This window comes from Sphingomonas sp. 28-62-11 (genome assembly GCF_002278865.1).
Lineage (GTDB): Bacteria > Pseudomonadota > Alphaproteobacteria > Sphingomonadales > Sphingomonadaceae > Sphingomonas.
Map to the genome: position 1 here is coordinate 1 of NZ_NCGB01000021.1, position 23,348 is coordinate 23,348.

Sequence of the window (23,348 nt, forward strand, 5' to 3'; positions counted from 1 at the left end):
CGATATCGCCATGCACGAAGGCGCAGCGTTTAGCGGCATCATTGCGCAAGCAAAGGCGGCCCTGCCCCAGGCCGCCTGAGCGACCTGAAGCGCAGCACGCCAACAAGGGGCGCGGGTGGATTGCCACTCGCGCCCTTTTCGTTATCGGGACTTCGAGAATTGGACGGAAAAACGATGACCACCGAACTCGATCAGATGCAAACCGATATGCTGAGCGCGATCGATGCGGCGAGCGGACTTGATGCGCTTGAAGCGGTGCGGATTCACGGGCTCGGCAAAACGGGCACGATCACGGGCCTGCTCAAGTCGCTGGGCGCAATGACGCCCGAGGAACGCCTGACCACCGGTCCGCGGATCCATGCGCTGCGCGAAGCGGTGACGAGCGCGATTGCCGCGCGAAAGGCCGCGCTGGAACGTGCCGAACTCGATGCGCGCCTCGCTCGCGAGACGATCGACATGACGCTCCCCGCTGAACCCGCTTTGATCGGCAGCATTCACCCGGTGAGCCAGGTGATGGACGAACTCGCCGAAATCTTCGCCGATATGGGCTTTGCGGTGGCGACGGGACCGGAGATCGAGACCGACTGGTATAATTTCACCGCGCTCAACATCCCCGAAACGCATCCCGCGCGCGCCATGCACGATACGTTTTATCTGGCGGGTGAGCATGAGACACCGATGGTACTCCGCACGCACACGTCGCCCGTGCAAATCCGTGCGATGCAGGCGTCCGGTGGCGACAAGCCGGTTTACATCATCGCGCCGGGGCGCACCTATCGCTCCGACAGTGACGCGACGCACACGCCGATGTTCCATCAGGTCGAGGGGCTGGTGATCGACAAAGGGATCACGCTCGGCCATTTGAAATGGACGCTCGAGACGTTCCTGAAGGCGTTTTTCGAACGCGACGACATCGTGCTGCGGCTGCGCCCCAGCTATTTCCCCTTCACCGAGCCTTCGGCCGAAGTCGATGTCGGTTACACGCTGCAAAACGGCAAGCGTGTGATTGGCGGCAGCGACCATTGGATGGAGGTGCTGGGCAGCGGCATGGTCCACCGCAAGGTAATCGAAGCCGGTGGCTATGATCCCGACCAGTGGCAGGGCTTTGCCTTTGGCTGCGGGATCGATCGGCTGGCGATGCTGAAATACGGTATGGACGATCTGCGCGCCTTCTTCGACGGCGATCTGCGCTGGATGAAGCATTACGGCTTCTCATGCCTCGACGTGCCCACGCTATCAGGGGGAGTAGGCGCATGAAGTTCACGCTTTCTTGGCTCAAGGAGCATCTCGATACCGATGCGAGCCTCGACGAGATCGTCCTGGCGCTTACCCGGGTCGGGTTGGAGGTTGAGGGTGTCGAGAACCCCGGTGCCAAACTTGCCGCATTTCGCGTGGCAAAGGTGCTGAGCGCCGACCGCCATCCACAGGCGGACAAGCTGCAGGTGCTGCAGGTCGATGCGGGTGACGGCCCGTTGCAGGTCGTCTGCGGCGCCCCCAATGCGCGCGCCGGGCTGGTCGGCGTGTTCGGATCGCCGGGCGCCGTGGTGCCCGCCAATGGCATGGTGCTGAAGGTCGCCGCGATTCGCGGGGTCGAATCGAACGGGATGATGTGTTCGAGCCGCGAGCTCGAGCTGGGCGACGAGCATGACGGCATCATCGAGCTGCCCGACGATGCACCCATCGGCACCGCCTACCCCGATTATGCGGGGCTGACCGATCCGGTGATCGATGTGTCGATCACCCCCAACAAGCAGGATTGCATGGGCGTGCGCGGCATCGCGCGTGATCTCGCAGCGGCGGGGCTGGGGCGGTTGAAGCCACTGGCGGAGGCCTATCGCGGTGCCATGCTCGACATCCCCGGTGAGGGGGCAGGGCCGGATGTGCGCACCGACGACGCAGCGGGTTGCCCGGCTTTTTATGCACGCACGGTATCGGGCGTCACCAACGGTGCGTCCCCGCCCTGGATGCAGGCCCGGCTGAACGCGATCGGGCAAAAGCCGATTTCGGTGCTGGTCGATATCACCAATTTCGTGATGTTCGATCTGGGGCGGCCGCTGCACGTCTATGATCAGGCCAAGCTGGTTGGCGGGCTGGTGGCGCGCAAAGCGGTTACCGGCGAGAGCGTCGTCGCGCTGAACGGCAAGACCTATGCGCTCGATGAGACGATGACCATCATCGCCGATGACGAGAAGGTGCACGATATCGGCGGCATCATGGGCGGCGAAGAAACCGGCGTTTCGAGAACCACCACCGATGTGCTGATCGAATGCGCCTATTTCGATCCCGAAAGCATCGCTCGCACCGGCCAGAAGCTGCTGCTGACCAGCGATGCGCGCACCCGCTTCGAACGCGGTGTCGATCCGGCCTTTCTCGACGAAGGGCTGGCGATCGCGACCTGGCTGGTGACCGAGCATTGCGGCGGCACGCCGAGCGGCGTCACGCGGGCAGGCATGCCGCTGCTGGCCACCCGCACGGTCGCTTATGATCCGGCGCGCGCCGAAACGCTGGGCGGGCTGGCAATTGGTGCCGACCGGCAGCGCGAGATCCTCGAATCGCTTGGCTTCACCGTCAGCGCTGATTGGCACGTCACCCCGCCGAGCTGGCGCCGCGATGTCGATGGCAGTGCTGATCTCGTTGAGGAAGTGATCCGGATCGAGGGGATCGACAAGGTACCCGCCACGCCGCTGCCGCGCGCACCCGGCGTTGCCGTGCCGACCGCGACGCCGGAACAGAAACTTGAACGCCGCGTCCGCCGTGCAGCCGCCGCGCGCGGGCTGAACGAGGCGGTGACGTGGAGCTTCCTGTCGCAGGCGCAAGCCGACAGCTTTGGCGGCGGTGCATGGACGCTCGCCAACCCGATCAGCGAAGAGCTGAAGGTAATGCGGCCATCGCTCTTGCCGGGGCTGCTCGCGGCGACAGAGCGTAACCTGAAGCGCGGCGCGACGAGCGTACGCTTGTTTGAGATTGGCCGCCGTTATCTGGCGGATGCCGAACGGCCAACGCTGGGCGTCGTGCTGGCGGGCAACAAGCGCGCGCGCGGCTGGCAAAGCGGCAAGGCACAAGCCTTCGACGCGTTCGATGCCAAAGCCGAAGCGCTCGCCCTGCTTTCGGAGGCGGGTGCGCCGGTCGATAACCTGCAGGTAATGGGCGAGGCTGGTGACGCTTGGCACCCCGGCCAATCGGGCACGTTGCGGCTCGGGCCGAAAACGGTGCTCGCTGCCTTCGGGATGGTCCACCCGCTTACGCTGAAAGCGTTCGATCTTGACGGGGCGGTGGCAGCGGTTGAACTGTATCTGGACGCCATCCCGTCCAAGCGATCGACAGGCTTCATGCGCCCCGCTTTCACCCCGCCGGCGCTGCAGGCGGTGACGCGCGACTTCGCGTTTCTCGTGCCCGATACGCTCGCCGCGGATTCGCTGGTGCGGGCGGTCAAGGGTGCCGACAAGGCGGCAATCACATCGGCACGACTGTTCGACCTGTTCACCGGTGCGGGGGTCGATTCGGGGATGAAGAGCCTCGCGATCGAAATCACCCTGCAACCCGGCGACAAAAGCTTCACCGACGACGATCTGAAGGCAGTCGCCGACAAGGTCGTTGCCGCCGCAACCAAGCTGGGCGCAAGCTTGCGGGGGTGATTGGCCGCAAGCGATGAGACGTTTGGCAGGCACAGTTTCGCTAATCGCCAGACCCGCCTCACGGAACAGGAACCAAGCAATGAACGAGTCGCTGAAGGCCATGGCGGACGCAGCAACAGCGGCAATCGCCTATCGTGACGCCGTTGCCGGGGCCGCACATACCCCCGTCGCCGATTACGCCACGATCCGTGCCGCCTTCGCCGCCCCCACACCTGAGGAGGGCGGCGATCCGCAGGAGATCATTGCCGAGTTGATCGAGCGCGCGAGCCCGGGCATTCGCGCGCAGACCGGGCCGCGCTTCTTTGGCTGGGTGATCGGCAATAGTCACCCGACTGGCGTCGCCGCTGATTGGCTGGCCAGCGCCTGGGGACAGAATGCCGCGAACACGCTTGCAGCACCGTCGGCATCAGCGATCGAGGATATCGCGGCCGGATGGCTGCTCGATCTGCTTGGCCTGCCCGGTGATGCATCGGTCGGCTTCGTTACCGGCGCGACGGTCGCCAATTTCGTCTGTCTGGCGGCGGCGCGAAGCGCGGTGCTGGAAAAGGTCGGCTGGGATGTCGAGGCGGACGGCCTGTTCGGCGCGCCACCCATCACCGTACTGATCGGTGCGGACGCGCATGCGACCGTCTATTCGGGTCTCAAATATCTGGGGTTGGGCGCGAAACGCGTGCAGACCGTTGAAAGCGATTCGCTGGGTCGGATCTTGCCGGACGCCTTTCAACGCGCGCTCAATGACGCGACCGGGCCCGTGATCGCAATCGCGCAGGCCGGGCAGATCAATACCGGCGTCTGTGATCCCTTTGCGGAGATCGCCCCGATGGCCCGTGCGGCCGGGGCATGGCTGCATGTCGACGGTGCCTTTGGGCTATGGGCACAAGCAGCCCCTGATCGCGCGCCGCTGACCGCTGGGGTCGAGCTGGCAGACAGTTGGGCGACTGACGGGCACAAATGGCTCCAGACCCCCTATGATAGCGGCTTTGCGATTGTGCGGGACTCGGCGGCGCATGCCCGCGCGATGGCGATTTCGGCGAGCTATCTGCCACCCGCCGAAGGCGCTGAGCGCGATCCGTCAACCTTTGTCCCCGAATTGTCGCGACGGGCGCGCGGGTTCGCGACCTGGGCGATGATCCGGCAGCTGGGCCGCGCAGGCATTGCCGACATGGTCGAACATCATTGTCGAATTGCGGCGCACATGGCCCAGCGGCTCGATGCCGAAACCGGGATCACCCTGGTCGCGCCCGTTTCGCTCAATCAGTTCATGGTGCGCTTTGGCGACGGCGCCGATGCCGATCGACTGACCCTCGCGACGATCAAGCGCGTGCAGGATGATGCAATTGCCTTTCTGGGCGGTGCGCAGTGGCGAGGTGACTGGGTGATGCGCTGTTCGGTCAGTTCGGTCGCGACGACGATGGCGGCGGCCGATACAAGCGTCGATGCCATCATCGCTGCGTGGCGATGGGTAGAGCAGGAGATGACATGCCCGGTGACATGATCGAGATCGGCTCTCCAGCGCTCAGCGCATCGATCAACCCGTTCGGGGCAGAACTCTCGTCACTGCGCGATTCGCAAGGGCGAGAGCTGATGACCGATGCCGATCCGGCGTACTGGACTGGGCGCGCGCCGATATTGTTCCCCATCGTCGGGCGGCTGAATGACGATGTGCTGTGGCTCGATGGCACATCCTACCGCATGGAAAAACACGGCTTTGCGCGGCGATCGCTGTTCGATGCGGTCGATGTGACGGCAAGCTCGGCGCGATTCCGGATGACCGATTCGGTCGAAACACGGACGCAATATCCCTTTGCCTTCCTGCTGGAGATTGGCTTTGCGATCGAGGGCGCGACGCTGACGATGACGGCAAAAATCGGCAATGATGGTGACGTGCCCATGCCATTCAGCTTTGGGTGGCACCCGGCTTTTGCCTGGCCACTGCCCGGTGGTGCGCGCGACGATCATTATATCGCGTTCGAGCAAGACGAACCCGGGCCGCTTCGTGGCCTGAACACGGACGGCCTGATCGCCGAGGATCGCGCAAGCCCGGTGATGGGCAATCGCCTGCCGCTGGCCGATGCGCTGTTCGAGCGTGATGCGCTGATCTGGAACCCGATTAACTCGCAGCGGCTGACCTATGGCAGCGATTCCGGCCCCCAGCTCCACATCGCTTTTCCCGATACGCCGCGGCTGGGCATCTGGACCAAACCCGGCGCGCGCTATGTTTGCATCGAGCCCTGGCACGGCATTGCCGATCCGGTTGGCTATCAGGGCGAATTCCGCGACAAACCCGGCATCATGTCCATCGCTCCGGGCGCGCAGCACAGCGCCATCATGCGGGTGACCGTGGCCGAATAGGCGCACTACAGCGATCGCGCCGATATGGTTAACGCAAATGCTTGCCATCGGCCCCAAGGTCGATAGGTTCCGCGCGAAGGGACCCGCAGATGGCCGATAGCGAATCGGGAAATGCCTGCGCGGCCTTTACCGAATCCGAACTTCAGGAAATGCTGGCAATCGCCCGAATCCATGAGGATGCGGGCGGTTGGCTGCTGACGCTGGCGGCCAATGCGGGCGAAGGCGCTGATAAGCTGATTGATTGGTTGCCCGATAATTTTGAAGACAAATTACAGGGCGTCGTCGATCTTGCGCTAAGGCAGTCCTATGCGATTGCCGCCAACACCCATGGCCGCAAAAAGCGGCGCGGCGGCCGATCAATCCCCAATCGTGAACGGTTCCACCGGATCGCGACGGGTGTCGCGGGTGCGATAGGGGGTGCAGGCGGCATCGCCACGACACTCGCCGATCTCGCGATCACCACCACCCTCATCCTGCGTTCGATCCAGCAGATCGCGGCAAGCTATGGCGAAGATCTTGACGATCCCGATGTTCGCACCCAGTGCATCGCTGTGTTCGGCACGGGTGGGCCCCTGGTCGATGACGACAGCCTCGATACCGGGCTATGGGCGGGGCGAATCGCACTGAGCCACCAAACGGTATCGGCCACGATCCGCACCATCGTGCCGCAGTTCGGCAAATCGGCGAGCGAGGGCATCCTGACGCGCGCGGCACCGCTGGTGGGTGCAGTGGCGGGCGCGTCGATCAACAGCTCGTTCACGCGCTATTACCAGCAGATGGCGCATGTGAACTTCCGCTTGCGTCGGCTGTCACGGCGGCACCCGCCCGGCACCGTGCTCGCCTGTTTCGCCCGCGTCGTGGCGATGGAGCAGGACCAGCGCAAATCGAAGGACCGCAAGAAGCGGTAGTGCTTCAACCCAATCGTCATTCCCGCGAAGGCGGGAACCTATGGATTGCGCCGCGCTCAACAATACACGTCCCGCCAACCATGGGTCCCCGCCTGCGCGGGGATGACCGATGAGGATGGATGCACGTCACCCGACTCTCGACTTGAACGCCCGGCCCGCGTAGTCCGCCCGCGATGACCCAGCTTAACGACCGCCGCACCTTTGCGATCATTTCTCACCCCGACGCCGGCAAGACCACGCTGACCGAAAAGCTGCTCTATTTCGGCGGCGCGATCCATCTGGCGGGCGAGGTAAAAGCGCGCGGGCAAAATCGCCGGGCGCGGTCGGACTGGATGAAGATCGAGCAGCAGCGCGGCATCTCGGTCACGTCATCGGTGATGACGTTCGAGAAGGACGGCATCACCTTTAACCTGCTTGATACGCCGGGGCATGAGGATTTCAGCGAGGATACCTATCGCACGCTGACCGCGGTCGATTCTGCCGTGATGGTGATCGACGCGGCGCGCGGTATCGAGGCGCAGACGCGTAAATTGTTCGAAGTGTGCCGGTTGCGATCGGTGCCGATCATCACCTTCGTCAACAAGGTCGATCGCGAGGGCCGCGATGCGTTCGACCTGCTCGACGAGATTGCCGATATGCTCGCGCTCGACGTGACGCCGATGAGCTGGCCGGTCGGCATGGGCGGTGAGTTTGAGGGCATTTACGATCTTTACGCCAATCGGCTGATGCAGCCCGAGGGCGGCAGCCGCGAGTTTCTGGGCAAAGCGGCGCAGTTTACCGGGCTCGATGATCCTGCGCTGGCCGCCACGCTCTCCCCCACCGGGCTGACCAAGTTGCGTGACGATGCCGAGCTGGCGCTGGGCGGGTACGGCGCGTTTGATGCCGAGGCTTACCGCGCGGGCGACCAGACGCCCGTTTATTTCGGATCGGCGCTGAAGGATTTCGGGGTCGGCGAGCTGATCGACGCGCTCGCTCGCCATGCACCGGGTCCACGCCCACAACCGGCAGAGCCTTCGCCGGTCTCGCCCGATCGGGCCGATGTGACAGGCTTCGTGTTCAAGGTGCAGGCCAATATGGACCCGCAGCACCGCGACCGGATCGCGTTCATGCGACTCTGTTCAGGCGTGTTCAAACGCGGGATGAAACTGACGCCGACCGGGCACGGCAAGCCGATCGCGATTCATTCGCCGATCCTTTTCTTCGCGCAGAACCGCGAACTGGCGGATGAGGCGTTTCCCGGCGACATCATCGGCATCCCCAACCATGGCACCTTGCGGGTGGGAGATACGCTTTCCGAGCGTGCCGATGTGCGCTTTACGGGTCTGCCCAATTTCGCGCCCGAAATCCTGCGCCGGGTGGCTCTCAAAGACCCGACCAAGACCAAGCAGCTGCGCAAGGCACTCGACGACATGGCCGAGGAAGGGGTGACGCAGGTTTTCTATCCCGACATCGGCAGTAATTGGATCATCGGTGTGGTCGGGCAATTGCAGCTCGAGGTGCTGCTAAGCCGGCTCGAGGCCGAGTATAAGGTTGATGCCGGGCTCGAGATGGCACCATTCGAAACCGCGCGTTGGATTTCCGCCGACGACCCTGCCGACCTGAAGGCGTTCATCGACCTCAATCGCGGCGCGATGGCCAAGGACCGCGACGGCAACCCCGTCTTCATGGCCAAGAGCAACTGGGAAGTCGGCTATATCGTCGATCGCTACCCAAAGGTGAAATTCGCGGCGACGCGGGAGCGATAACTGGTGGAAACTGGACGACCCCGCCGAAGCAGGGCCGTCCACCCCCCTAACCGATCAGAACTTGACCTGGGCGGTCACGTTCACCTGGCGCGGATTGCCGTAATAGGCGGTCAGGATGCCCTCTGCGCCCAGCGTCGAGATGAAGTTCCCGGTCACTGGGTTACGATTGAACGCCCCGGTATCCGGATTCTGGCTGAGGAAGTTATAGCCAGCAACGATGTAGCGCTTGTCGAACAGGTTGCGGCCATGCACCCCGATCGAGAACGTCTTGTTGACCGTCCACACCGCATTGGCATCGAACAGCGCGAAGCCGGGCTGGTCGAGCATCGCTGTAGGCACTTCGAACTGCTGCGAATCGCCACGATAGGAAACCGCGGCGCTCATGTTCAGCGCCCCGTCGTTGATCGGCACATTGTAGCTGATCGATCCGCTGGCAGTCCAATCGGGCGTGTTCTGAACCGCACGACGATCCGCCACCTGCAGCCCGCGTGAATCGATGTACGACTTGTACTGCGCATCGAGGTAACCGGCGGTCCAGGCGAACGTCAGCCGCCCGCCGCTAACGCCGAGGTTGCGCGCCAGCACTGCGCTGCCCTCAAGCTCGATACCGCGGATCTGGGCCTTGCCGGCGTTGGTGGTGATGCCCGCAAAAGTCTGAATACCGTTGACAACGACGCCGACCGATCCCGGAATCTGCACATTCTGGTAGTCCGAATGGAAAGCCGAAAGCGCGATATTCAACCGACGATCGAACAGCGATGCCTTGTAGCCGATTTCATAGGTGCGCACATCTTCGGGATCGAACGACAGGAAGTTGAAGATGTCGGCTTGATCGCCCTGCGCGCCATTCGGGCCATTGCCGTTCAGATCGGGCGCTGCCGTGCCCACCCCGCGCGGATCAAAGCCGCCGCCCTTAAAGCCCTCTGCATAGCTTGCATATAGCGTGTTGTTGTCATTGGGCTTGAAGCTGACCGACACTTTGGGCGTGAACTGCTTGAAGCTCAGCCGACCACGGAAATCGGTTTGCCGAACAATGGGGTTGGTCGTGCCCCCGAAAAAGGGCGACGCGCCGAGATAGACGTTGCGCTGAATCTGCGACCGGCGATTGTCCCAGGTATAGCGACCGCCGGCCGAAATGCTGAACATTTCATTGAAATCATAGGTGAAATCGCCGAAGATCGCGGCGGTATCAGTGCGGACATTACCAAAGGTAAGGGCGGTGACGGTGCCGGGCAGCCGCACGTCAAAAGTCGTGCGCGATCCGGCATCAAGATAATAAGCGCCGACCAGCCCGTTAAAGCCGCCGCTTTCAACCAGGAACTGAATTTCCTGACTGAATTGGTAGTTGTTATAAAACGCCGGCACATCGACATCGACCGCAGGCAGCGCATCGAAATCGATCGGGGTGCCGCTATCGTCCTGGCGATAGGCGGTGATGCTGCGGAACGTGAGCCAATCGGCCGGGCGCACCTCACCAAAGCCGCTAATTCCCCAGGCCACAACGTCCTGCGCCGGGCTGTTCAGCCCGCCGCGCGTGTCAAACACATTGGGCAGGACCGGGATCTGCGACACAAGGCCGGGAATCAACCGGTGCCCGCCGCGCGCATTGGTGCGATCATGCGTGTAATCGCCCGTAACGCGGAAAAACGCATCGGCGCTCGGTTCGATCTCGAGCGTGCCCCGGCCCGCCCAGATATCCTTGTTGTAGTTTTCCTCACCCGTGGTGAAATTGGTGCCGAAGCCGTCGCGGCTGAGCCGCGCAAGCGCGCCGCCGACCTTCACCTTGCCGTCAACAAAGGGCACGCTACCGCTAAGGACGCCGTCGGCCTGATTATAGCTGCCATAAACGCCACGAAGCGTCGCGGTAGGATCGTCCGACAGGCGCTTCGTTACATATTTGATCGCGCCGCCAATCGTGTTGCGACCATAGAGCGTGCCCTGCGGCCCGCGCAGTACTTCGATCCGCTCGACTTCGTAGATGTCGAGAACCGCCGCCTGCGGGCGGTTGAGATAGACATCGTCAAGATAAATCCCGACGCCCGCTTCGAACCCGCCCACCGGGTCCTGCTGGCCGACACCGCGGATGAAGGCGGTCAGCGTCGAGCTCGTACCGCGGGATACCTCGAGCGTGACGTTGGGGGTGTAATTGCCGATATCGGTAATGTCGGCCGCGCCCGACTGATCGAGCTGAGCGCCCGAAAAACTGGTGATCGCGATCGGCACGTTGATCGCGCTTTCTTCGCGCCGACGGGCAGTGACCAGGATGTCGCCTTCTTCCTCGACTGGGCGATCGGCCTGCGTGGTCGCGGGCGCAGGATCAGCGGTCTGGGCAAAAGCAGGAGCGGCGATCAGCGCCGTCGCGGCAACGCTCAACTGAAGCAAGGCACGGGCGGCTGAAAATCGTGGTGACATGATGTGTTCTCCCCTCCAAAATTGGCGCGCCCCTCTTGCGGGTTGAACGCCGTTGAAGGACGTTATACTGAAACCTGAACCAGGATTCAACTTGGGACGTGAGGGGAATCGAAATAATGGCGGGTGAGCGTGCCGCTTCTGCAACAGTGTCGGCGGCGAGCGCTGGCAAGGCGCCGCGTACCGATCGCGGCCGAAAGACGTTGCGCGCGATTCTTGATGCGGCGGCAATCGAATTTGGCGAGCAGGGTTTCCATGAAACCTCGATCAGCGGCATCACCCGCCGTGCAGGTGTCGCGCTTGGCAGTTTTTATACCTATTTCGATAGCAAAGACGCGGTATTCCGGGCGCTGGTGCGCGATATGTCAGATCAAGTGCGCGATCATGTGACACCGCATATCCGCGCCGCACCGAACCAGATCGCCGCCGAACGCGCAGGCCTGCACAGCTTCATCGAGTTTGTGCGCGGCCACAAGGAAATCTATCGGATCATCGATGAATCCGAATTCGTCGATCCGGAGAGTTTTCGCGCGCATTATGCCACTACCGCCGAACGCATCACCCAGCGGCTCCAGGCGGCCGCTGCGCGCGGCGAAGTGCGCGGGGATGTTTCTGAAGTCCATGCCTGGGCGATTATGGGCATGAACGTGTTTCTGGGCCTTCGCTACGGCGTGTGGGACGACAATGTCAGCCCTGATTTGGTCGCCGACGCGGTAGCGCAACTGCTCGCGCGCGGGATTGGCCGGTAGCAACGAATTGCCTTGAAGAATCAGGCGTCAAGACTTTGGCCCGATCGCTCCATCGCCGCCCCGTCACACCGAATCATGCTCCAGGGCATCGACCAGCATATCACGTACAGCCCTCACCGTTGCCAAATCGGCGGGCGGTGGTGGCTGCTTGCGTTCGGCGGCGAGCAGCGCTTGGACACCACGAATCGTGTAACCCTCATGGTTCAGCAGCGTGTTGATCCGCCTGACCAGCGCGACGTCTTCGGGCCGGTAATATCGACGCTTGCCTGCCCGTTGCAGGGGCCGCAGCTGGGTAAAGCGGGTCTCCCAGTAGCGAAGAATATGCCGGGCAATACCGAGTTCCTGCGATAACTCGCCAATGGTTCGGAAGGCCCCGGCCGCCTTTTCAAGCGGAACCGGCATGATCGCGTTCAGCCCGCCCCGACAATGCGTTCGCGCATCATCTGGCTGGCGCGGAACGTCAGCACGCGGCGCGGCGCGATCGGCACTTCGACGCCAGTCTTTGGATTGCGACCGATCCGCTCGCCTTTGCTGCGCAAAACGAAGGTACCGAAACCAGAGATTTTCACATTTTCGCCATTGGCGAGTGATTCGCACATGTGATGGAGAATCTGTTCAACCAGCTTGGCTGAATCCATCCGAGATAACCCGACCTCGCGATGCAACGCGTCCGCCAGATCAGCTCTCGTCAACGTACCTGCAATTGCCATGCACCCCTCCCCGTTTGCTTGGCCGAAACTTTGCCTATCACAGGCAACCGAAAGATCAAAAGCAGAATGTAACGAAACTGTTACAGCCTAAAATCCCCATCAACACAAAACATGCAACGCACCCCCGGAAACACCCCTAAAAGCGCACAAGTGCCGCACCCCAAGTGAAGCCGCCACCCATTGCCTCCAGCACGACGAGGTCACCGCGCTTCACGCGACCATCGCGCACGGCGACATCAAGCGCGAGCGGCACCGACGCCGCCGATGTGTTGGCATGCTGATCAACCGTCATGATCACCTTTTCGCCGGGCAGGCCCAGCTTGCGTGCGGTGGCGTCCAGAATCCGTGCGTTTGCCTGGTGCGGCACGACCCAGTCGACATCCGCGGCCGTAAAGCCGGCGCTTGCCAGCACTTCCTCCATCACCGCGGCCAGATTGACGACGGCATGGCGGAACACCTCGCGCCCCTTCATCCGCAACTTGCCAACAGTACCCGTGGTGGAGGGGCCGCCATCGACATAGAGCAGCTGGTTGTGACGCCCATCGGCGTGCAGGCGGCTGTAAAGGATGCCCCGATCGCCATCCTGTTCAGCCTCAAGCACGATGGCGCCGGCTCCGTCGCCAAACAGCACACAGGTGGTGCGATCGTCCCAATCGAGAATGCGGCTGAAGGTTTCCGCGCCAATCACCAGCGCGCACCGTGCGTTGCCCGTGCGAATCATGCTGTCCGCCACCTGCAGCGCATAGAGAAAGCCCGAGCACACCGCCGCCACATCAAAGGCGACGCAATCATCGATGCCAAGCGCTGCCTGGACGATGGTCGCGGTGGCAGGAAAGGTCTGATCGGGAGTGGCCGTAGCCACGATGATCAAATCGATGTCGCGCGCATCGCGCCCGGCTGCCGCGAGCGCCTTGCGGCAGGCCTCGGTCGCCAACGAAGACGTCGTCTCGCCCGCCCCGGCCAGATGGCGAAAGCGGATACCGGTGCGCTCGACGATCCATTCATCGGTCGTATCAACCGTCTGCGCGAGTTCGGCGTTTGAAACCCGCCGTACCGGCAGCGCCGATCCCGTGCCGGTGATCACCGCACGAATCACGCGGCCTTATCCTCGACATTGCGCAAATCGTCACTGATCCGGCGAGTCAGATCGTCCCGCAGCATCTTGGCCGCAACCTCAATCGCGTGCGCCACGCCAATCGCGTTCGCGCTGCCATGACTTTTCACCACCAGGCCGTTCAGCCCCAGAAACACGCCGCCATTATGATTGTTGGGATCGAGATGATCGCGCAACAACTGAGTAGCGGGGCGCGAGATCAGAAAGCCCACTTTTGACCGGAACGAGCTTCGAAAGGCGCGTTTGAGCAGATCACCAACAAACTTCGCCGTGCCTTCAGCCGTTTTGAGCGCGATATTGCCAGTGAAGCCATCGCAGACAATCACGTCGAGATCACCCTGCGACAGGCGGTTGCCCTCGACAAAACCCGAAAACACCATTGGCAGATGCGTTGCCGCCTTCAGCATCGCTGCGGCATCGCGGATGCTGTCGGTACCCTTCATGTCTTCAGTGCCGATGTTCAGCAACGCGACTCGCGGCGCTGCCAGATCAAAGGTGGTGCGCGCATAGGCGGCGCCCATCACCGCGAATTGCACCAGATTGCTGGCGTCGCATTCGGTATTCGCGCCCAGATCGAGCATCACGACATCGTTCTTGCCGAGCGTTGGCATCAGCGCGGCGAGTGCGGGCCGGTCGATGCCCGGCAATGTGCGCAGCGCGATTTTGGCCATCGCCATCAGCGCGCCGGTATTGCCCGATGAAACGGCAACGCCTGCCCGCCCCTGTTTCACAAGATCGATCGCGATTCCCATCGACGTCGTCTTGGCGCGGCGCAGCGCCTGGCTGGGCTTTTCGCTCGCGGTGACGATGTCAGGCGCGTGGACGATTTCGGTGCAATCGGCGAGCAACGGATAGCGTTGCAGCTCGGCCCTGATCGCCGATTCGTCGCCTACCAGCAAAAAGCGGAGAGTATCGAAGCGTTGGCGCGCATGCGCAACGCCTGCCAGCATCACCGATAAACCTTCATCGCCACCCATCGCGTCGATGGCGATGCACGAATTGATCGGCACGTGCTGAAGGCCCCCTTGACGTTCTGGGCTCGGTGCTTTTGTCAGCCTTCGACCGACAGAATCTCACGGCCATTATAATGGCCGCATGATCCGCACATGATGTGCGGGCGCTTCAGTTCGCCACAGTTCGGGCATTCCTGATACGCCTCTACTGCCAGCGAATCATGGCTGCGGCGCATGCCGCGTTTGGACGGCGAAGTCTTTCTTTTGGGGACGGCCATTTCGGCACCTTAAGCTATGAAAATCGTGAATGACGACGATAAACCGGGCAATTGGAGCACAAATCAACGGCCACGGGGCCGCCGAAGCCACCAGCGGCCAGACGCATCGCGAAGCGTGGCGCTATAGCGGATTCGCCGCCGCTTGCAAGCGTAGCAAAACAAGGCAGCGCATTGTCAGACGCAAATGCGCCTGCCAAGGCGCGTTGCACGTCCCGTAAGCCAGAGGAATTCACATGTTGGTTACCTTACCGATCACCCTGGTGGCCGCCGGCGGCGCGGCCCTTGTCAACTTCTGGCTGGCCATGCGCGTCGGCAATGTCCGCCGTGCGGCCAAGGTTAGCATTGGCGACGGCGGCGATATGACCCTGATCGCCCGGATGCGCGCACAGGCGAACTTCATCGAATATACCCCCATCGTCCTCGTGCTGATTGGCGCGATTGAATTGAGCCAGGGCAGCTCGGCGTGGCTCTGGGTTGTGGCCGTGCTCTACCTGCTCGGCCGGGTTGGCCACGGGCTCGGGATGGATGGATGGCTGCCGGGGCGGATGGGCGGCACGCTGATCTCGCTGTTCACCATGCTGGGGCTCGGCATTTATGCGCTGACGATCCCGTTCCTGACCTTCGCTGATCCAGTGAAAGTCGTGCCGGTCACGGTCCAGCAGCCGACAGGGTGATGGGCGGCCACGAATTGGCTCACCACAACATCTGACCCGTTCGCGCTGAATTAAGCCGCCAGCGCGGCATCCCCTACGAACGGGTTGTGGCGGCGTTCATGTCCAAAATTGCTCATCGGGCCGTGACCGGGGACAAAGCTGGTATCGTCCCCCAGCGGCCATAGCTTGGCGACGATCGCGTCGAGCAGATCCTGGTGATTGCCCATCGGGAAATCGGTGCGGCCAATCGAGCCTTGGAACAGCACATCCCCCACCAGCGCAAGCTTCGATGGCGCGTGATGGAATACGACATGACCCGGCGTGTGGCCGGGGCAGTGGTACACGTCGAGCACCAGATTGCCGACAGTCACTCGATCCCCCTCGACCAGCCAGCGATCAGGTTCGAACACCACGCCGTTGATGCCATAGGCCCGGCCATCATCGGCGAGCCGCGCAATCCAGAACCGGTCAGCCTCATGAGGCCCTTCGATCGGCACGCCGAGTTCCTTCGCCAACACGCCCGCTTCACCGCAATGGTCGATATGACCGTGGGTCAGGATGATCTTTTCAATCGTCACGCCGTGATGCGCCATCGCCGCGCGCAATTTGGGCAGATCGCCGCCCGGATCGACGAACGCGCCGCGCATCGTCGCGGTGCACCACAACAAGGTGCAATTCTGCTGGAGCGGCGTGACGGGCACGGTCGCGGCGCGCAGCGGCGGAGTGGCAGAGTTGGTCATCCCCGGCAAATATGTCGGCTTGCGCAGACAGACAAGCGCAGCGGTTGAACGCACGGGGTTGCCCCGCCTTGTCGCGCGATGCATTTGGCACAGAGCCGATGCCCGATTTCACCGCACCCTTTGTTCTGCTCGACGATGCCCGGCCGGGTGGCGCGCCTGCACGCCTGTATCAGGCGCCAACGCGGGTGATCGAGGTGTACGACATTGCGGGCGTCATCCCCGCACTCACCGAAATTCGCGGCGCAACCCAGGCCGGCCAGCACGCCGCCGGGTATCTCGCTTATGAGGCCGCAGCCGCGTTCGAACCGGCGCTGGGCAAACCGCACGGCATGATCGGCCCGCTGCTATGGTTCGGCCTATTCGACGGCTTAACCGAGATCGCGAGCGCAGATGTGCCTGCGCTGCTGCCCGATCCGGCCGGGGCGTGGATCGGCGCGCCCGACCCGTTGATTGATCGCGCCGCGTATGATGCGAAACTGGCTGAGATACTCGCACTGATCACCGCTGGGGATCTGTACCAGACGAACCTCACCTTCCCCGCAACCGTGCCGGTCGAGGGCAACCCGCTCGCCATCTATGCCCAGCTGCGGGCCCGCGCTGGCGCGGGCTATGGCGCGGTGGTGAGCACCGGGCACGACATCCTGCTTTCCTTATCACCCGAGCTGTTCTTCGCGCTGGAAGGCGGCAGGTTGCGGTGCCAGCCGATGAAGGGCACCGCCCGGCGTGGCGATTCGCAAGCGCAGGACGAAGCGATTGCCATTGCCCTCGCCGCCGATCCCAAGCAGCGCGCCGAAAATCTGATGATCGTCGATCTGATGCGCAATGATCTGTCGCGGGTCGCGGTGGCGGGTAGCGTATCGGTGCCGCAACTGTTCGCGGTCGAAACCTATCCGACAATCCACCAGATGGTCTCCACCGTTACTGCGGATCTGGCGCCCGGCAAGGACGCTGTCGACGTGATGGCCGCGCTCTTCCCCTGCGGTTCGATAACTGGCGCCCCCAAGATTCGCGCGATGCAGGCGATTGCTGCCATCGAACAGAGTGCGCGCGGGCCCTATACCGGCGCGATCGGGCGGTTCGACCCGTCTGGCAATGCGATGTTCAACGTCGCGATCCGCACGCTCTCGATTCGGGGCAGCGACGATAGCGCGCTGTTCGGCGCCGGTGGCGGGATCGTCGCGGATTCGCGCGCCGACGAGGAATGGGATGAAGCGCGCGCCAAGGGTGCGTTTCTGAACGACCGCCAGCCCGGTTTCGATCTGATCGAGACGATGGCGTTTCACCCGCAAACCGGCATCGCGCTGCTCGACCGGCACCTGGTGCGGATGAAGGCTAGCGCCAACCGGTTCGGCTTTGCGTTCGATCGGCACGCCGCGCGCAACGAGCTGCAGGCCGCGACCTTTCGCTTGAAAGACCCCAGCCGGGTGCGGCTGTTGCTCGCCCCCAGCGGCGCGATTGCGATCGAGTCGGCACCCATGCCGGATGTGCCCGCCGGTCCTGTCACGGTCGCGGTTACGCCGCTGCCGGTCGATTCGGCTGATTTCCGGTTGCGCCACAAAACGAGCGACCGGGCCTTTTACGACGCGGCGCGGCAGGCGGCGGGATCGTTCGAGGTTATCTTCGTCGATGCCCATGGCCTGCTGACCGAGGGAAGCTTCACCTCAATCTTCATCAAGCGCGGCGACACGCTCATAACCCCCGCGTTGTCGGACACCGGGCTGCTGCCCGGCGTGCTGCGGGCCGAATTGCTCGCGCGCGGCGAGGCGGTGGAAGGCGCGCTGACCATCGATGATCTCACCGACGGTTTCTTCATCGGCAATGCGCTGCGCGGACTAATTCCGGCGCGTCTGGCCACCGTTCCGGTTGCACCGCAGCAAGGCGCGCGCCTATAGCCTTTCGGCATTCACGCATCAGGGGGCAAATCATGCATCCATCAGCCGCGCTCGACCGGATCAGCCCGTCACCCACGCTCGCCATCACCGCGCGCGTGTTCGAGCTGAAAGCGCAGGGGATCGACGTGATCGGCCTCGGCGCGGGCGAACCCGATTTCGACACCCCCGATTTCGTCAAGGAAGCCGCGATCAAGGCGATTCGCGACGGCAAAACCAAGTACACCGTTGTCGACGGCACCGCCGAGCTGAAGGCCGCGATCGTCGCCAAGTTCAAGCGCGACAATGGGCTCGATTACGCAACCAATCAGGTCACCGCGAATGTCGGCGGCAAGCACACCTTGTTCAACGCGATGGTCGCGACCGTGGATGCAGGGGACGAGGTGATCATCCCCGCGCCCTATTGGGTCAGCTATCCCGATGTCGTGCTCTTCGCCGGCGGCGTGCCCGTGATCGTCGCGGCAGGTGCGGACCAGGGGTACAAGATCACGCCAGAGCAACTCGAAGCAGCGATAACGCCGCGCACCAAATGGGTGATCCTCAATTCGCCGTCCAACCCCACCGGCGCCGCGTACACCGCCGATGAACTGCGCGCGCTGGGTGAAGTGGTGCGGCGTCACCCGCATGTCTGGGTGTTTGCCGACGATATGTACGAACATATCCTCTATGACGGCTTCGAATTCGCCACGATCGCGCAGGTCTGCCCCGATCTCTATGATCGCACGCTGACCGTGAATGGCTGTTCAAAGGCCTATGCGATGACCGGCTGGCGGATCGGCTTTGCAGGCGGACCTGCCTGGCTGATCAAGGCGATGGGCAAGCTCCAGTCGCAATCGACCTCCAACCCCTGTTCGATCGCGCAGGCCGCTGCGGTTGCCGCGCTGAACGGGGATCAGGGCTTCCTAAAAGATCGCGCTGCTGCCTTCCAAGTGCGCCGCGATCTCGTTGTTGCTATGCTCAACCAGGCAAACGGCATCACCTGCCCGCGTCCAGACGGCGCTTTTTACGTTTATCCGGAGATTTCGGCGCTGATCGGTAAGCGCACGCCCAAGGGCGTCGTGATCGATACCGACGAAGCATTTGTGGCGTATTTGCTCGACGAAGCACGAGTCGCTGCGGTGCAGGGGGCGGCGTTCGGCCTCTCGCCCGCGATGCGGATCAGCTATGCGACATCAGAATCTGTGCTGATTGAAGCCTGCGAACGTATCCAAACCGCCTGCGCCGCCGTATCTTGAACGGATCGGCCAGCACGGGTTCATCGCCCCCAAGTAAATCTTGGGGTTGATCGAGCACGGATCGCCCCGATCTGAACGGCTCGTTCCGGCGCTCCTTCCCTGCGCCGAACCCATAAGGATCAGGTTGATGACCAAGGTTTTGAAATCGTCGCTGCTGTGGCAAGTGTTGGGCGGCTTTGTGCTCGGCACGCTCGGCATCATTACATTTCAGCCGGCCGAGGCTACACGTACGCTGACCAGTCAGGTTGCGGCAATTTCGCCTTTCAACGGCTGATCCGTCTCGATGTGTAACCATGGCGGGTCGCGCCACGTAATCAGCGCATGACCACCAAGAGGACTCTCATGACCCGAATGATCATCGCCGCTGCCGGTTTCGCCGGTCTTGCCCTGATCGCCTTTGCCGGCGGCAGCGCCAATGCCGAACGTGCCGTCATTATTCCGGCCGCATTGAAGGACGTGCCCAAGACAGCGGGCATGCAAACCGCGGTGCTTGCCGGCGGTTGCTTCTGGGGCATGGAAGCCGTGTTCGAAGGGATCAAGGGCGTGCAATCAGTCACGTCGGGCTATGCCGGCGGCACGGCAGAAACCGCGCGGTATGAGATCGTCAGTTCGGAAACGACTCGCCATGCCGAGGCGATCAAGATCGTCTATGATCCTCGCGTGGTGAGCTATGCCACGCTGCTGCGGGTCTATTTCTCGGTCGCGCACAACCCGACCGAACTCAACCGGCAGGGCCCCGATACCGGCCCCAGCTATCGTTCGGCGATCTTTCCGCAAAATGCCCAGCAAAAGGCGGTCGCTGCCGCCTATATCGCGCAATTGCAGAAAACCCGCGCGTTCGGCCAGCCGATCGTGACGCGGATCGAGACGGGCAAATTCTTCCCGGCCGAAGACTATCACCAGGATTTCTTCCGCCAGAACCCCTATCACCCCTATATCGTGCGCTTCGACAAGCCCAAGGTCGCGGCGTTCAAGGCGGCGTTTCCCGGGATAGCGCGCTAGGGTCTGTAGGTCGGATCAACCTACGCCACCGCTTCCGTTCGCCTTACGTTTTCCCTCTCTATCCCGTTTGCCCTGAGCGAAGTCGAAGCCTGTCCTGAGCGACTGCTGCAAGCAGGCAGTCGAAGGGGGCTGCTTTTTCTTCGTGCCACAGCGTATGCCGCCCAAAGAACAAGGCAGGGCTTCGACTTCGCTCAGCCCGAACGGATGTGCTGACTCAAAGAATGATCACCACGGCGGCAGGAACCCTCACGCCGCCAGCGCAAACCGTAACAACCGATCCTCCACCGGCACCAGCGCTTCGCCCGCACATCCCATCGCCCGCGTAATTTCCGGATGCGCTGCATCGAGCCCGCCCGTGAGCGCCCCAAAGGCGGGCAGCACGATCTTGGTCGCACTCGCCACGAAACACCGGCGCGAGACGTGACGCCCGCGCACCTGCACCCGCAATTTGGGGTGGAAATGTCCCGATAGCTCAGGGCGTGGCTCGGCCGGATCGGCTTCATGGCGCAGCACCATGCCATCGACCAGTGCTTCGTCCACCACCGCACCGCCATGATGATCGGCAGGCGCAGGATCGTGATTGCCCGTCACCCAAGTCCAGCGTGTGCGTGCCGTGAGCGCCCTTAACAACGCCTGGGCGCGCGGCGGCAAGCGCGCCGATCCTGCCGAATCGTGGAAACTATCCCCCAGGCACCAGATTTCCGCTGGTTCCACGGCGTCGACGATTGCCGCCAGATCGCTCAGCGTGGCGATGCTGTCATAGGGCGGCAGCATCTGCCCGAACGATGCGAACCAGCTCGCCTTTTCGAAATGCAGATCAGCCACGAGCAGCGCGCGCCGGGCAGGCCAGAAGAGCGCGCCCTGCGGCAGCGCAAACAGCGCATGGTCGGCGAACGAAAAGGGAACCATGGCCCTGCTATGCCGTGATCAAGCGAGGCGAGCAATGGCGGATTGCCCTGCAACCTTCGCGACTGCAACAAATCGGTTGCGCCAGCCAACCACAGGCGTAAAGCGCGCCGTTCCGCAAAGAGCACCCAATCTATGTCCGCTGTTGACACTGTGCCTGAGGATACCCGCCAAACCAGCCGCGCCACGTTGATGTTGGCGATCGGCGCGATCGGCGTGGTGTTCGGCGATATCGGTACCAGCCCGCTTTACGCGTTTCGCGAAGCGCTCGGCCAATCGGCGGCGGGCGGCATTGATGCAAGCGAGATTCTGGGCGTCTTGTCCCTGGCGATATGGGCGTTGATTATCGTCGTCACCTTCAAATACGTGCTGTTCCTGATGCGCGCCGATAACCAGGGCGAGGGCGGCGTGCTCGCGCTGACGGCACTGGCGCGGCGATCCATCGGCACGCGCGCCACGATCGCACTGGTGCTGGGGGCGGCGGGCGCGGCGCTGTTTTACGGCGATGCCATCCTCACCCCTGCCCTGTCGGTGCTATCGGCGGTCGAAGGGTTGAAGACCATTCCCGGTGTCGGCCAGCTCATTACCGAGCCGGTCATCCTGGGGGTGACCATCGCCATTCTGGTCGGCCTGTTTTTTATCCAGTCACGCGGCACGGCCAGTGTATCGAAGCTGTTCGGCCCGGTCTGCGTGCTGTGGTTCGTATCGATCGGCGGGCTTGGCGCGTATCATATCGCCAGCCAGCCGGGCATATTGGCAGCGCTCTCCCCCTTTTATGGCATCGCCTTCCTCCTCCAGCACGGAGTGATCGGGCTGTTCGTGCTCGGCGCCGTGTTTCTGGCGGTGACCGGGGCGGAGGCGTTGACCGCCGATATGGGCCATTTCGGGCGCTTCCCGATCCAGCTCGGCTGGTTCGCCTTGGTGTTCCCGGCACTGGTGCTCAACTATCTCGGGCAAGGCGCGTTCGCATTGACCGCGCTCCACGCGGCGACGGCTGCGGGCCAGCCCTTTGCCAATCAGGACTGGTTCTTTCTGATGGTCCCGGGGGCGCTGCGCATCCCGATGGTGCTGCTGGCGATGCTGGCGACGATCATCGCGAGCCAGGCGGTCATCACCGGCGCGTTTTCGCTCACGCAACAGGCGATCCAGCTGGGGCTTTTACCCCGCCTGCGCATCCGCCAGACATCGGCGGACAATTCGGGCCAGATTTATCTGCCAGCGATCAACTGGCTGCTCCTGATCGGTGTGCTGGTGCTTGTCACCCAGTTTCGCAGCTCGTCCGCGATGGCCGCGGCTTACGGCATCGCGGTGACGGGAACGATGGTGGTCACGACGTGCCTTGCCTATCTGGTGGTGCGGCATCACTGGCACTGGGGCCGCGTGCAGGCAACTCTGCTGATCGTGCCGTTTCTGGCGCTCGACCTTATCTTTTTCGGATCGAACATCCTGCGCGTGATCGAAGGCGGCTGGGTACCTTTGGTCGTGGCGGCGGCGATCGGCCTGATCATCGCGACCTGGCGGCGCGGCAAGGCGATCGTCAATGCGTTTGAGGCCCGCCAGAGCATTCCGCTTGCCGATCTCGCCGCCGCGCTTGCCAAGCGCCCGCCTGAGCGCGTCGAGGGGACGGCTGTATTCCTGACGGCAAATCCAGACAATACACCGGGCGCGCTGCTGCATAATTTGAAGCACAACAAGGTGCTGCACGAACGCAACCTCATCGTCAGCGTGCGCACCGCCGATCGCCCGGTCATCCCGGTCGAGGAGCGGGCAACCGTGGCGCGGATCGACGATAATTTCACCAGCGTCGTGCTGAAATACGGCTTTATGGAAACCCCCGATGTGCCGCACGACTTGACCGTGCAGCTGGCGATCACCCCGATGAAGACGAGCTATTTCATCGGCCGCAACACGCTGAAGGCATCGGGCCAAGTCGGCATGCCGTTATGGCAGGACCGCATCTTCATGTTCCTGCAACGGAACGCGAGCGACCCCACCGATTTCCTGCGCATCCCGCCCGGCAAGGTGCTCGAACTGGGCGAGCAGGTGACAGTCTGACGTAACGCGTTGCGT

21 protein-coding genes and 1 pseudogene are annotated in these 23,348 nt (G+C 62.8%); 14 read left to right on the forward strand and 8 right to left on the reverse strand.

The window, feature by feature from the left end:
• The 7 genes and pseudogenes from B7Y49_RS08520 to B7Y49_RS08550 form a co-directional block, all read left to right on the forward strand.
• A pseudogene (locus B7Y49_RS08520) lies at nt 1-79 on the forward strand (50S ribosomal protein L20); the annotation flags it as partial.
• Between the two features lie 95 nt (nt 80-174).
• Entirely contained in the window at nt 175-1,257 is a 1,083-nt protein-coding gene (pheS, locus tag B7Y49_RS08525; protein ID WP_374127161.1) for a phenylalanine--tRNA ligase subunit alpha, read from the forward strand.
• Nucleotides 1,254-3,635, forward strand: a complete 2,382-nt coding sequence (pheT, locus tag B7Y49_RS08530; protein ID WP_374127162.1) for a phenylalanine--tRNA ligase subunit beta — start codon at nt 1,254-1,256, stop codon at nt 3,633-3,635. Before pheS ends, pheT begins: the two co-directional genes overlap by 4 nt.
• A 79-nt stretch (nt 3,636-3,714) precedes the next feature.
• Nucleotides 3,715-5,130, forward strand: coding sequence for an aspartate aminotransferase family protein (locus B7Y49_RS08535; RefSeq protein ID WP_374127163.1), 1,416 nt, complete (start codon nt 3,715-3,717; stop codon nt 5,128-5,130).
• A complete protein-coding gene (locus B7Y49_RS08540; protein WP_374127164.1) occupies nt 5,115-5,987 on the forward strand; it encodes an aldose 1-epimerase family protein in 873 nt (290 codons plus the stop codon). The genes B7Y49_RS08535 and B7Y49_RS08540 overlap by 16 nt, the downstream gene beginning before the upstream one ends.
• A gap of 89 nt (nt 5,988-6,076) precedes the next feature.
• Nucleotides 6,077-6,895 carry an EcsC family protein gene (locus B7Y49_RS08545; protein ID WP_374127165.1) on the forward strand — a complete coding sequence of 273 codons (819 nt, stop codon included), beginning with the start codon at nt 6,077-6,079 and terminating at the stop codon, nt 6,893-6,895.
• A gap of 173 nt (nt 6,896-7,068) precedes the next feature.
• On the forward strand, nt 7,069-8,640 hold the full coding sequence (locus B7Y49_RS08550; protein WP_374127166.1) for a peptide chain release factor 3: 1,572 nt from the start codon (nt 7,069-7,071) through the stop codon (nt 8,638-8,640).
• Nucleotides 8,641-8,694: 54 nt separating this feature from the next.
• Here B7Y49_RS08550 and B7Y49_RS08555 read toward each other — a convergent pair whose 3' ends face one another.
• Nucleotides 8,695-11,052, reverse strand: coding sequence for a TonB-dependent receptor (locus B7Y49_RS08555; protein ID WP_374127167.1), 2,358 nt, complete (start codon nt 11,050-11,052; stop codon nt 8,695-8,697).
• Between the two features lie 116 nt (nt 11,053-11,168).
• Between B7Y49_RS08555 and B7Y49_RS08560 the strand changes: the two genes are divergently transcribed.
• Nucleotides 11,169-11,798: a TetR/AcrR family transcriptional regulator gene (locus B7Y49_RS08560; protein ID WP_374127168.1), complete on the forward strand. Its 630-nt coding sequence runs from the start codon at nt 11,169-11,171 to the stop codon at nt 11,796-11,798.
• A 63-nt stretch (nt 11,799-11,861) separates the two neighbouring features.
• Here the strand turns inward: B7Y49_RS08560 and B7Y49_RS08565 are convergent, their stop codons facing one another.
• The 5 genes from B7Y49_RS08565 to rpmF all read right to left on the reverse strand — a co-directional run bounded on the left by B7Y49_RS08565 (nt 11,862) and on the right by rpmF (nt 14,853).
• Nucleotides 11,862-12,200 carry a MerR family transcriptional regulator gene (locus B7Y49_RS08565; RefSeq protein WP_374127169.1) on the reverse strand — a complete coding sequence of 113 codons (339 nt, stop codon included), beginning with the start codon at nt 12,198-12,200 and terminating at the stop codon, nt 11,862-11,864.
• An 8-nt stretch (nt 12,201-12,208) separates the two neighbouring features.
• On the reverse strand, nt 12,209-12,508 hold the full coding sequence (locus B7Y49_RS08570; RefSeq protein ID WP_374127170.1) for an integration host factor subunit alpha: 300 nt from the start codon (nt 12,506-12,508) through the stop codon (nt 12,209-12,211).
• A 136-nt stretch (nt 12,509-12,644) separates the two neighbouring features.
• Complete coding sequence (locus B7Y49_RS08575; protein WP_374127171.1) at nt 12,645-13,604, reverse strand: beta-ketoacyl-ACP synthase III; 960 nt, start codon at nt 13,602-13,604, stop codon at nt 12,645-12,647.
• On the reverse strand, nt 13,601-14,632 hold the full coding sequence (plsX, locus tag B7Y49_RS08580) for a phosphate acyltransferase (RefSeq protein ID WP_374127172.1): 1,032 nt from the start codon (nt 14,630-14,632) through the stop codon (nt 13,601-13,603). The genes B7Y49_RS08575 and plsX overlap by 4 nt, the downstream gene beginning before the upstream one ends.
• A 41-nt stretch (nt 14,633-14,673) precedes the next feature.
• Nucleotides 14,674-14,853, reverse strand: a complete 180-nt coding sequence (rpmF, locus tag B7Y49_RS08585) for a bL32 family ribosomal protein (protein WP_374127173.1) — start codon at nt 14,851-14,853, stop codon at nt 14,674-14,676.
• A 233-nt stretch (nt 14,854-15,086) separates the two neighbouring features.
• Between rpmF and B7Y49_RS08590 the strand changes: the two genes are divergently transcribed.
• Nucleotides 15,087-15,527: an MAPEG family protein gene (locus B7Y49_RS08590; protein WP_374127174.1), complete on the forward strand. Its 441-nt coding sequence runs from the start codon at nt 15,087-15,089 to the stop codon at nt 15,525-15,527.
• A 50-nt stretch (nt 15,528-15,577) separates the two neighbouring features.
• Here the strand turns inward: B7Y49_RS08590 and B7Y49_RS08595 are convergent, their stop codons facing one another.
• Nucleotides 15,578-16,246 (reverse strand): MBL fold metallo-hydrolase, encoded by a 669-nt coding sequence (locus tag B7Y49_RS08595; protein ID WP_374127175.1) that lies wholly within the window; start codon nt 16,244-16,246, stop codon nt 15,578-15,580.
• Between the two features lie 98 nt (nt 16,247-16,344).
• Here B7Y49_RS08595 and pabB point away from each other — a divergent pair, with 98 nt between their 5' ends.
• The 4 genes from pabB (at nt 16,345) to msrA (ending at nt 20,372) form a co-directional block, all read left to right on the forward strand.
• Complete coding sequence (pabB, locus tag B7Y49_RS08600; RefSeq protein ID WP_374127176.1) at nt 16,345-18,138, forward strand: aminodeoxychorismate synthase component I; 1,794 nt, start codon at nt 16,345-16,347, stop codon at nt 18,136-18,138.
• A 32-nt stretch (nt 18,139-18,170) separates the two neighbouring features.
• Complete coding sequence (locus B7Y49_RS08605; RefSeq protein ID WP_374127177.1) at nt 18,171-19,370, forward strand: pyridoxal phosphate-dependent aminotransferase; 1,200 nt, start codon at nt 18,171-18,173, stop codon at nt 19,368-19,370.
• A 127-nt stretch (nt 19,371-19,497) separates the two neighbouring features.
• Nucleotides 19,498-19,644 carry a hypothetical protein gene (locus B7Y49_RS08610; RefSeq protein ID WP_374127178.1) on the forward strand — a complete coding sequence of 49 codons (147 nt, stop codon included), beginning with the start codon at nt 19,498-19,500 and terminating at the stop codon, nt 19,642-19,644.
• A gap of 68 nt (nt 19,645-19,712) precedes the next feature.
• Nucleotides 19,713-20,372, forward strand: coding sequence for a peptide-methionine (S)-S-oxide reductase MsrA (gene msrA / locus B7Y49_RS08615; protein ID WP_374127179.1), 660 nt, complete (start codon nt 19,713-19,715; stop codon nt 20,370-20,372).
• 246 nt (nt 20,373-20,618) lie between these two features.
• Here msrA and pdeM read toward each other — a convergent pair whose 3' ends face one another.
• Nucleotides 20,619-21,281 carry a ligase-associated DNA damage response endonuclease PdeM gene (gene pdeM, locus B7Y49_RS08620; RefSeq protein ID WP_374127180.1) on the reverse strand — a complete coding sequence of 221 codons (663 nt, stop codon included), beginning with the start codon at nt 21,279-21,281 and terminating at the stop codon, nt 20,619-20,621.
• A gap of 132 nt (nt 21,282-21,413) precedes the next feature.
• Between pdeM and B7Y49_RS08625 the strand changes: the two genes are divergently transcribed.
• Nucleotides 21,414-23,333, forward strand: coding sequence for a potassium transporter Kup (locus B7Y49_RS08625; RefSeq protein ID WP_374127181.1), 1,920 nt, complete (start codon nt 21,414-21,416; stop codon nt 23,331-23,333).
• Nucleotides 23,334-23,348: the final 15 nt, after the last annotated feature.

Excerpts from the sequence above, each read along its gene's own strand:
- pheS (WP_374127161.1), top strand. The coding sequence starts at position 175 with ATGACCACCGAACTCGATCAGATGCAAACCGATATGCTGAGCGCGATC.
- pheT (WP_374127162.1), top strand. The coding sequence starts at position 1,254 with ATGAAGTTCACGCTTTCTTGGCTCAAGGAGCATCTCGATACCGATGCG.
- B7Y49_RS08535 (WP_374127163.1), top strand. The coding sequence starts at position 3,715 with ATGAACGAGTCGCTGAAGGCCATGGCGGACGCAGCAACAGCGGCAATC.
- B7Y49_RS08540 (WP_374127164.1), top strand. The coding sequence starts at position 5,115 with ATGCCCGGTGACATGATCGAGATCGGCTCTCCAGCGCTCAGCGCATCG.
- B7Y49_RS08545 (WP_374127165.1), top strand. The coding sequence starts at position 6,077 with ATGGCCGATAGCGAATCGGGAAATGCCTGCGCGGCCTTTACCGAATCC.
- B7Y49_RS08550 (WP_374127166.1), top strand. The coding sequence starts at position 7,069 with ATGACCCAGCTTAACGACCGCCGCACCTTTGCGATCATTTCTCACCCC.
- B7Y49_RS08555 (WP_374127167.1), bottom strand. The coding sequence starts at position 11,052 with ATGTCACCACGATTTTCAGCCGCCCGTGCCTTGCTTCAGTTGAGCGTT.
- B7Y49_RS08560 (WP_374127168.1), top strand. The coding sequence starts at position 11,169 with ATGGCGGGTGAGCGTGCCGCTTCTGCAACAGTGTCGGCGGCGAGCGCT.
- B7Y49_RS08565 (WP_374127169.1), bottom strand. The coding sequence starts at position 12,200 with ATGCCGGTTCCGCTTGAAAAGGCGGCCGGGGCCTTCCGAACCATTGGC.
- B7Y49_RS08570 (WP_374127170.1), bottom strand. The coding sequence starts at position 12,508 with ATGGCAATTGCAGGTACGTTGACGAGAGCTGATCTGGCGGACGCGTTG.
- rpmF (WP_374127173.1), bottom strand. The coding sequence starts at position 14,853 with ATGGCCGTCCCCAAAAGAAAGACTTCGCCGTCCAAACGCGGCATGCGC.
- B7Y49_RS08590 (WP_374127174.1), top strand. The coding sequence starts at position 15,087 with ATGTTGGTTACCTTACCGATCACCCTGGTGGCCGCCGGCGGCGCGGCC.
- B7Y49_RS08595 (WP_374127175.1), bottom strand. The coding sequence starts at position 16,246 with ATGACCAACTCTGCCACTCCGCCGCTGCGCGCCGCGACCGTGCCCGTC.
- pabB (WP_374127176.1), top strand. The coding sequence starts at position 16,345 with ATGCCCGATTTCACCGCACCCTTTGTTCTGCTCGACGATGCCCGGCCG.
- B7Y49_RS08605 (WP_374127177.1), top strand. The coding sequence starts at position 18,171 with ATGCATCCATCAGCCGCGCTCGACCGGATCAGCCCGTCACCCACGCTC.
- B7Y49_RS08610 (WP_374127178.1), top strand. The coding sequence starts at position 19,498 with ATGACCAAGGTTTTGAAATCGTCGCTGCTGTGGCAAGTGTTGGGCGGC.
- msrA (WP_374127179.1), top strand. The coding sequence starts at position 19,713 with ATGACCCGAATGATCATCGCCGCTGCCGGTTTCGCCGGTCTTGCCCTG.
- pdeM (WP_374127180.1), bottom strand. The coding sequence starts at position 21,281 with ATGGTTCCCTTTTCGTTCGCCGACCATGCGCTGTTTGCGCTGCCGCAG.
- B7Y49_RS08625 (WP_374127181.1), top strand. The coding sequence starts at position 21,414 with ATGTCCGCTGTTGACACTGTGCCTGAGGATACCCGCCAAACCAGCCGC.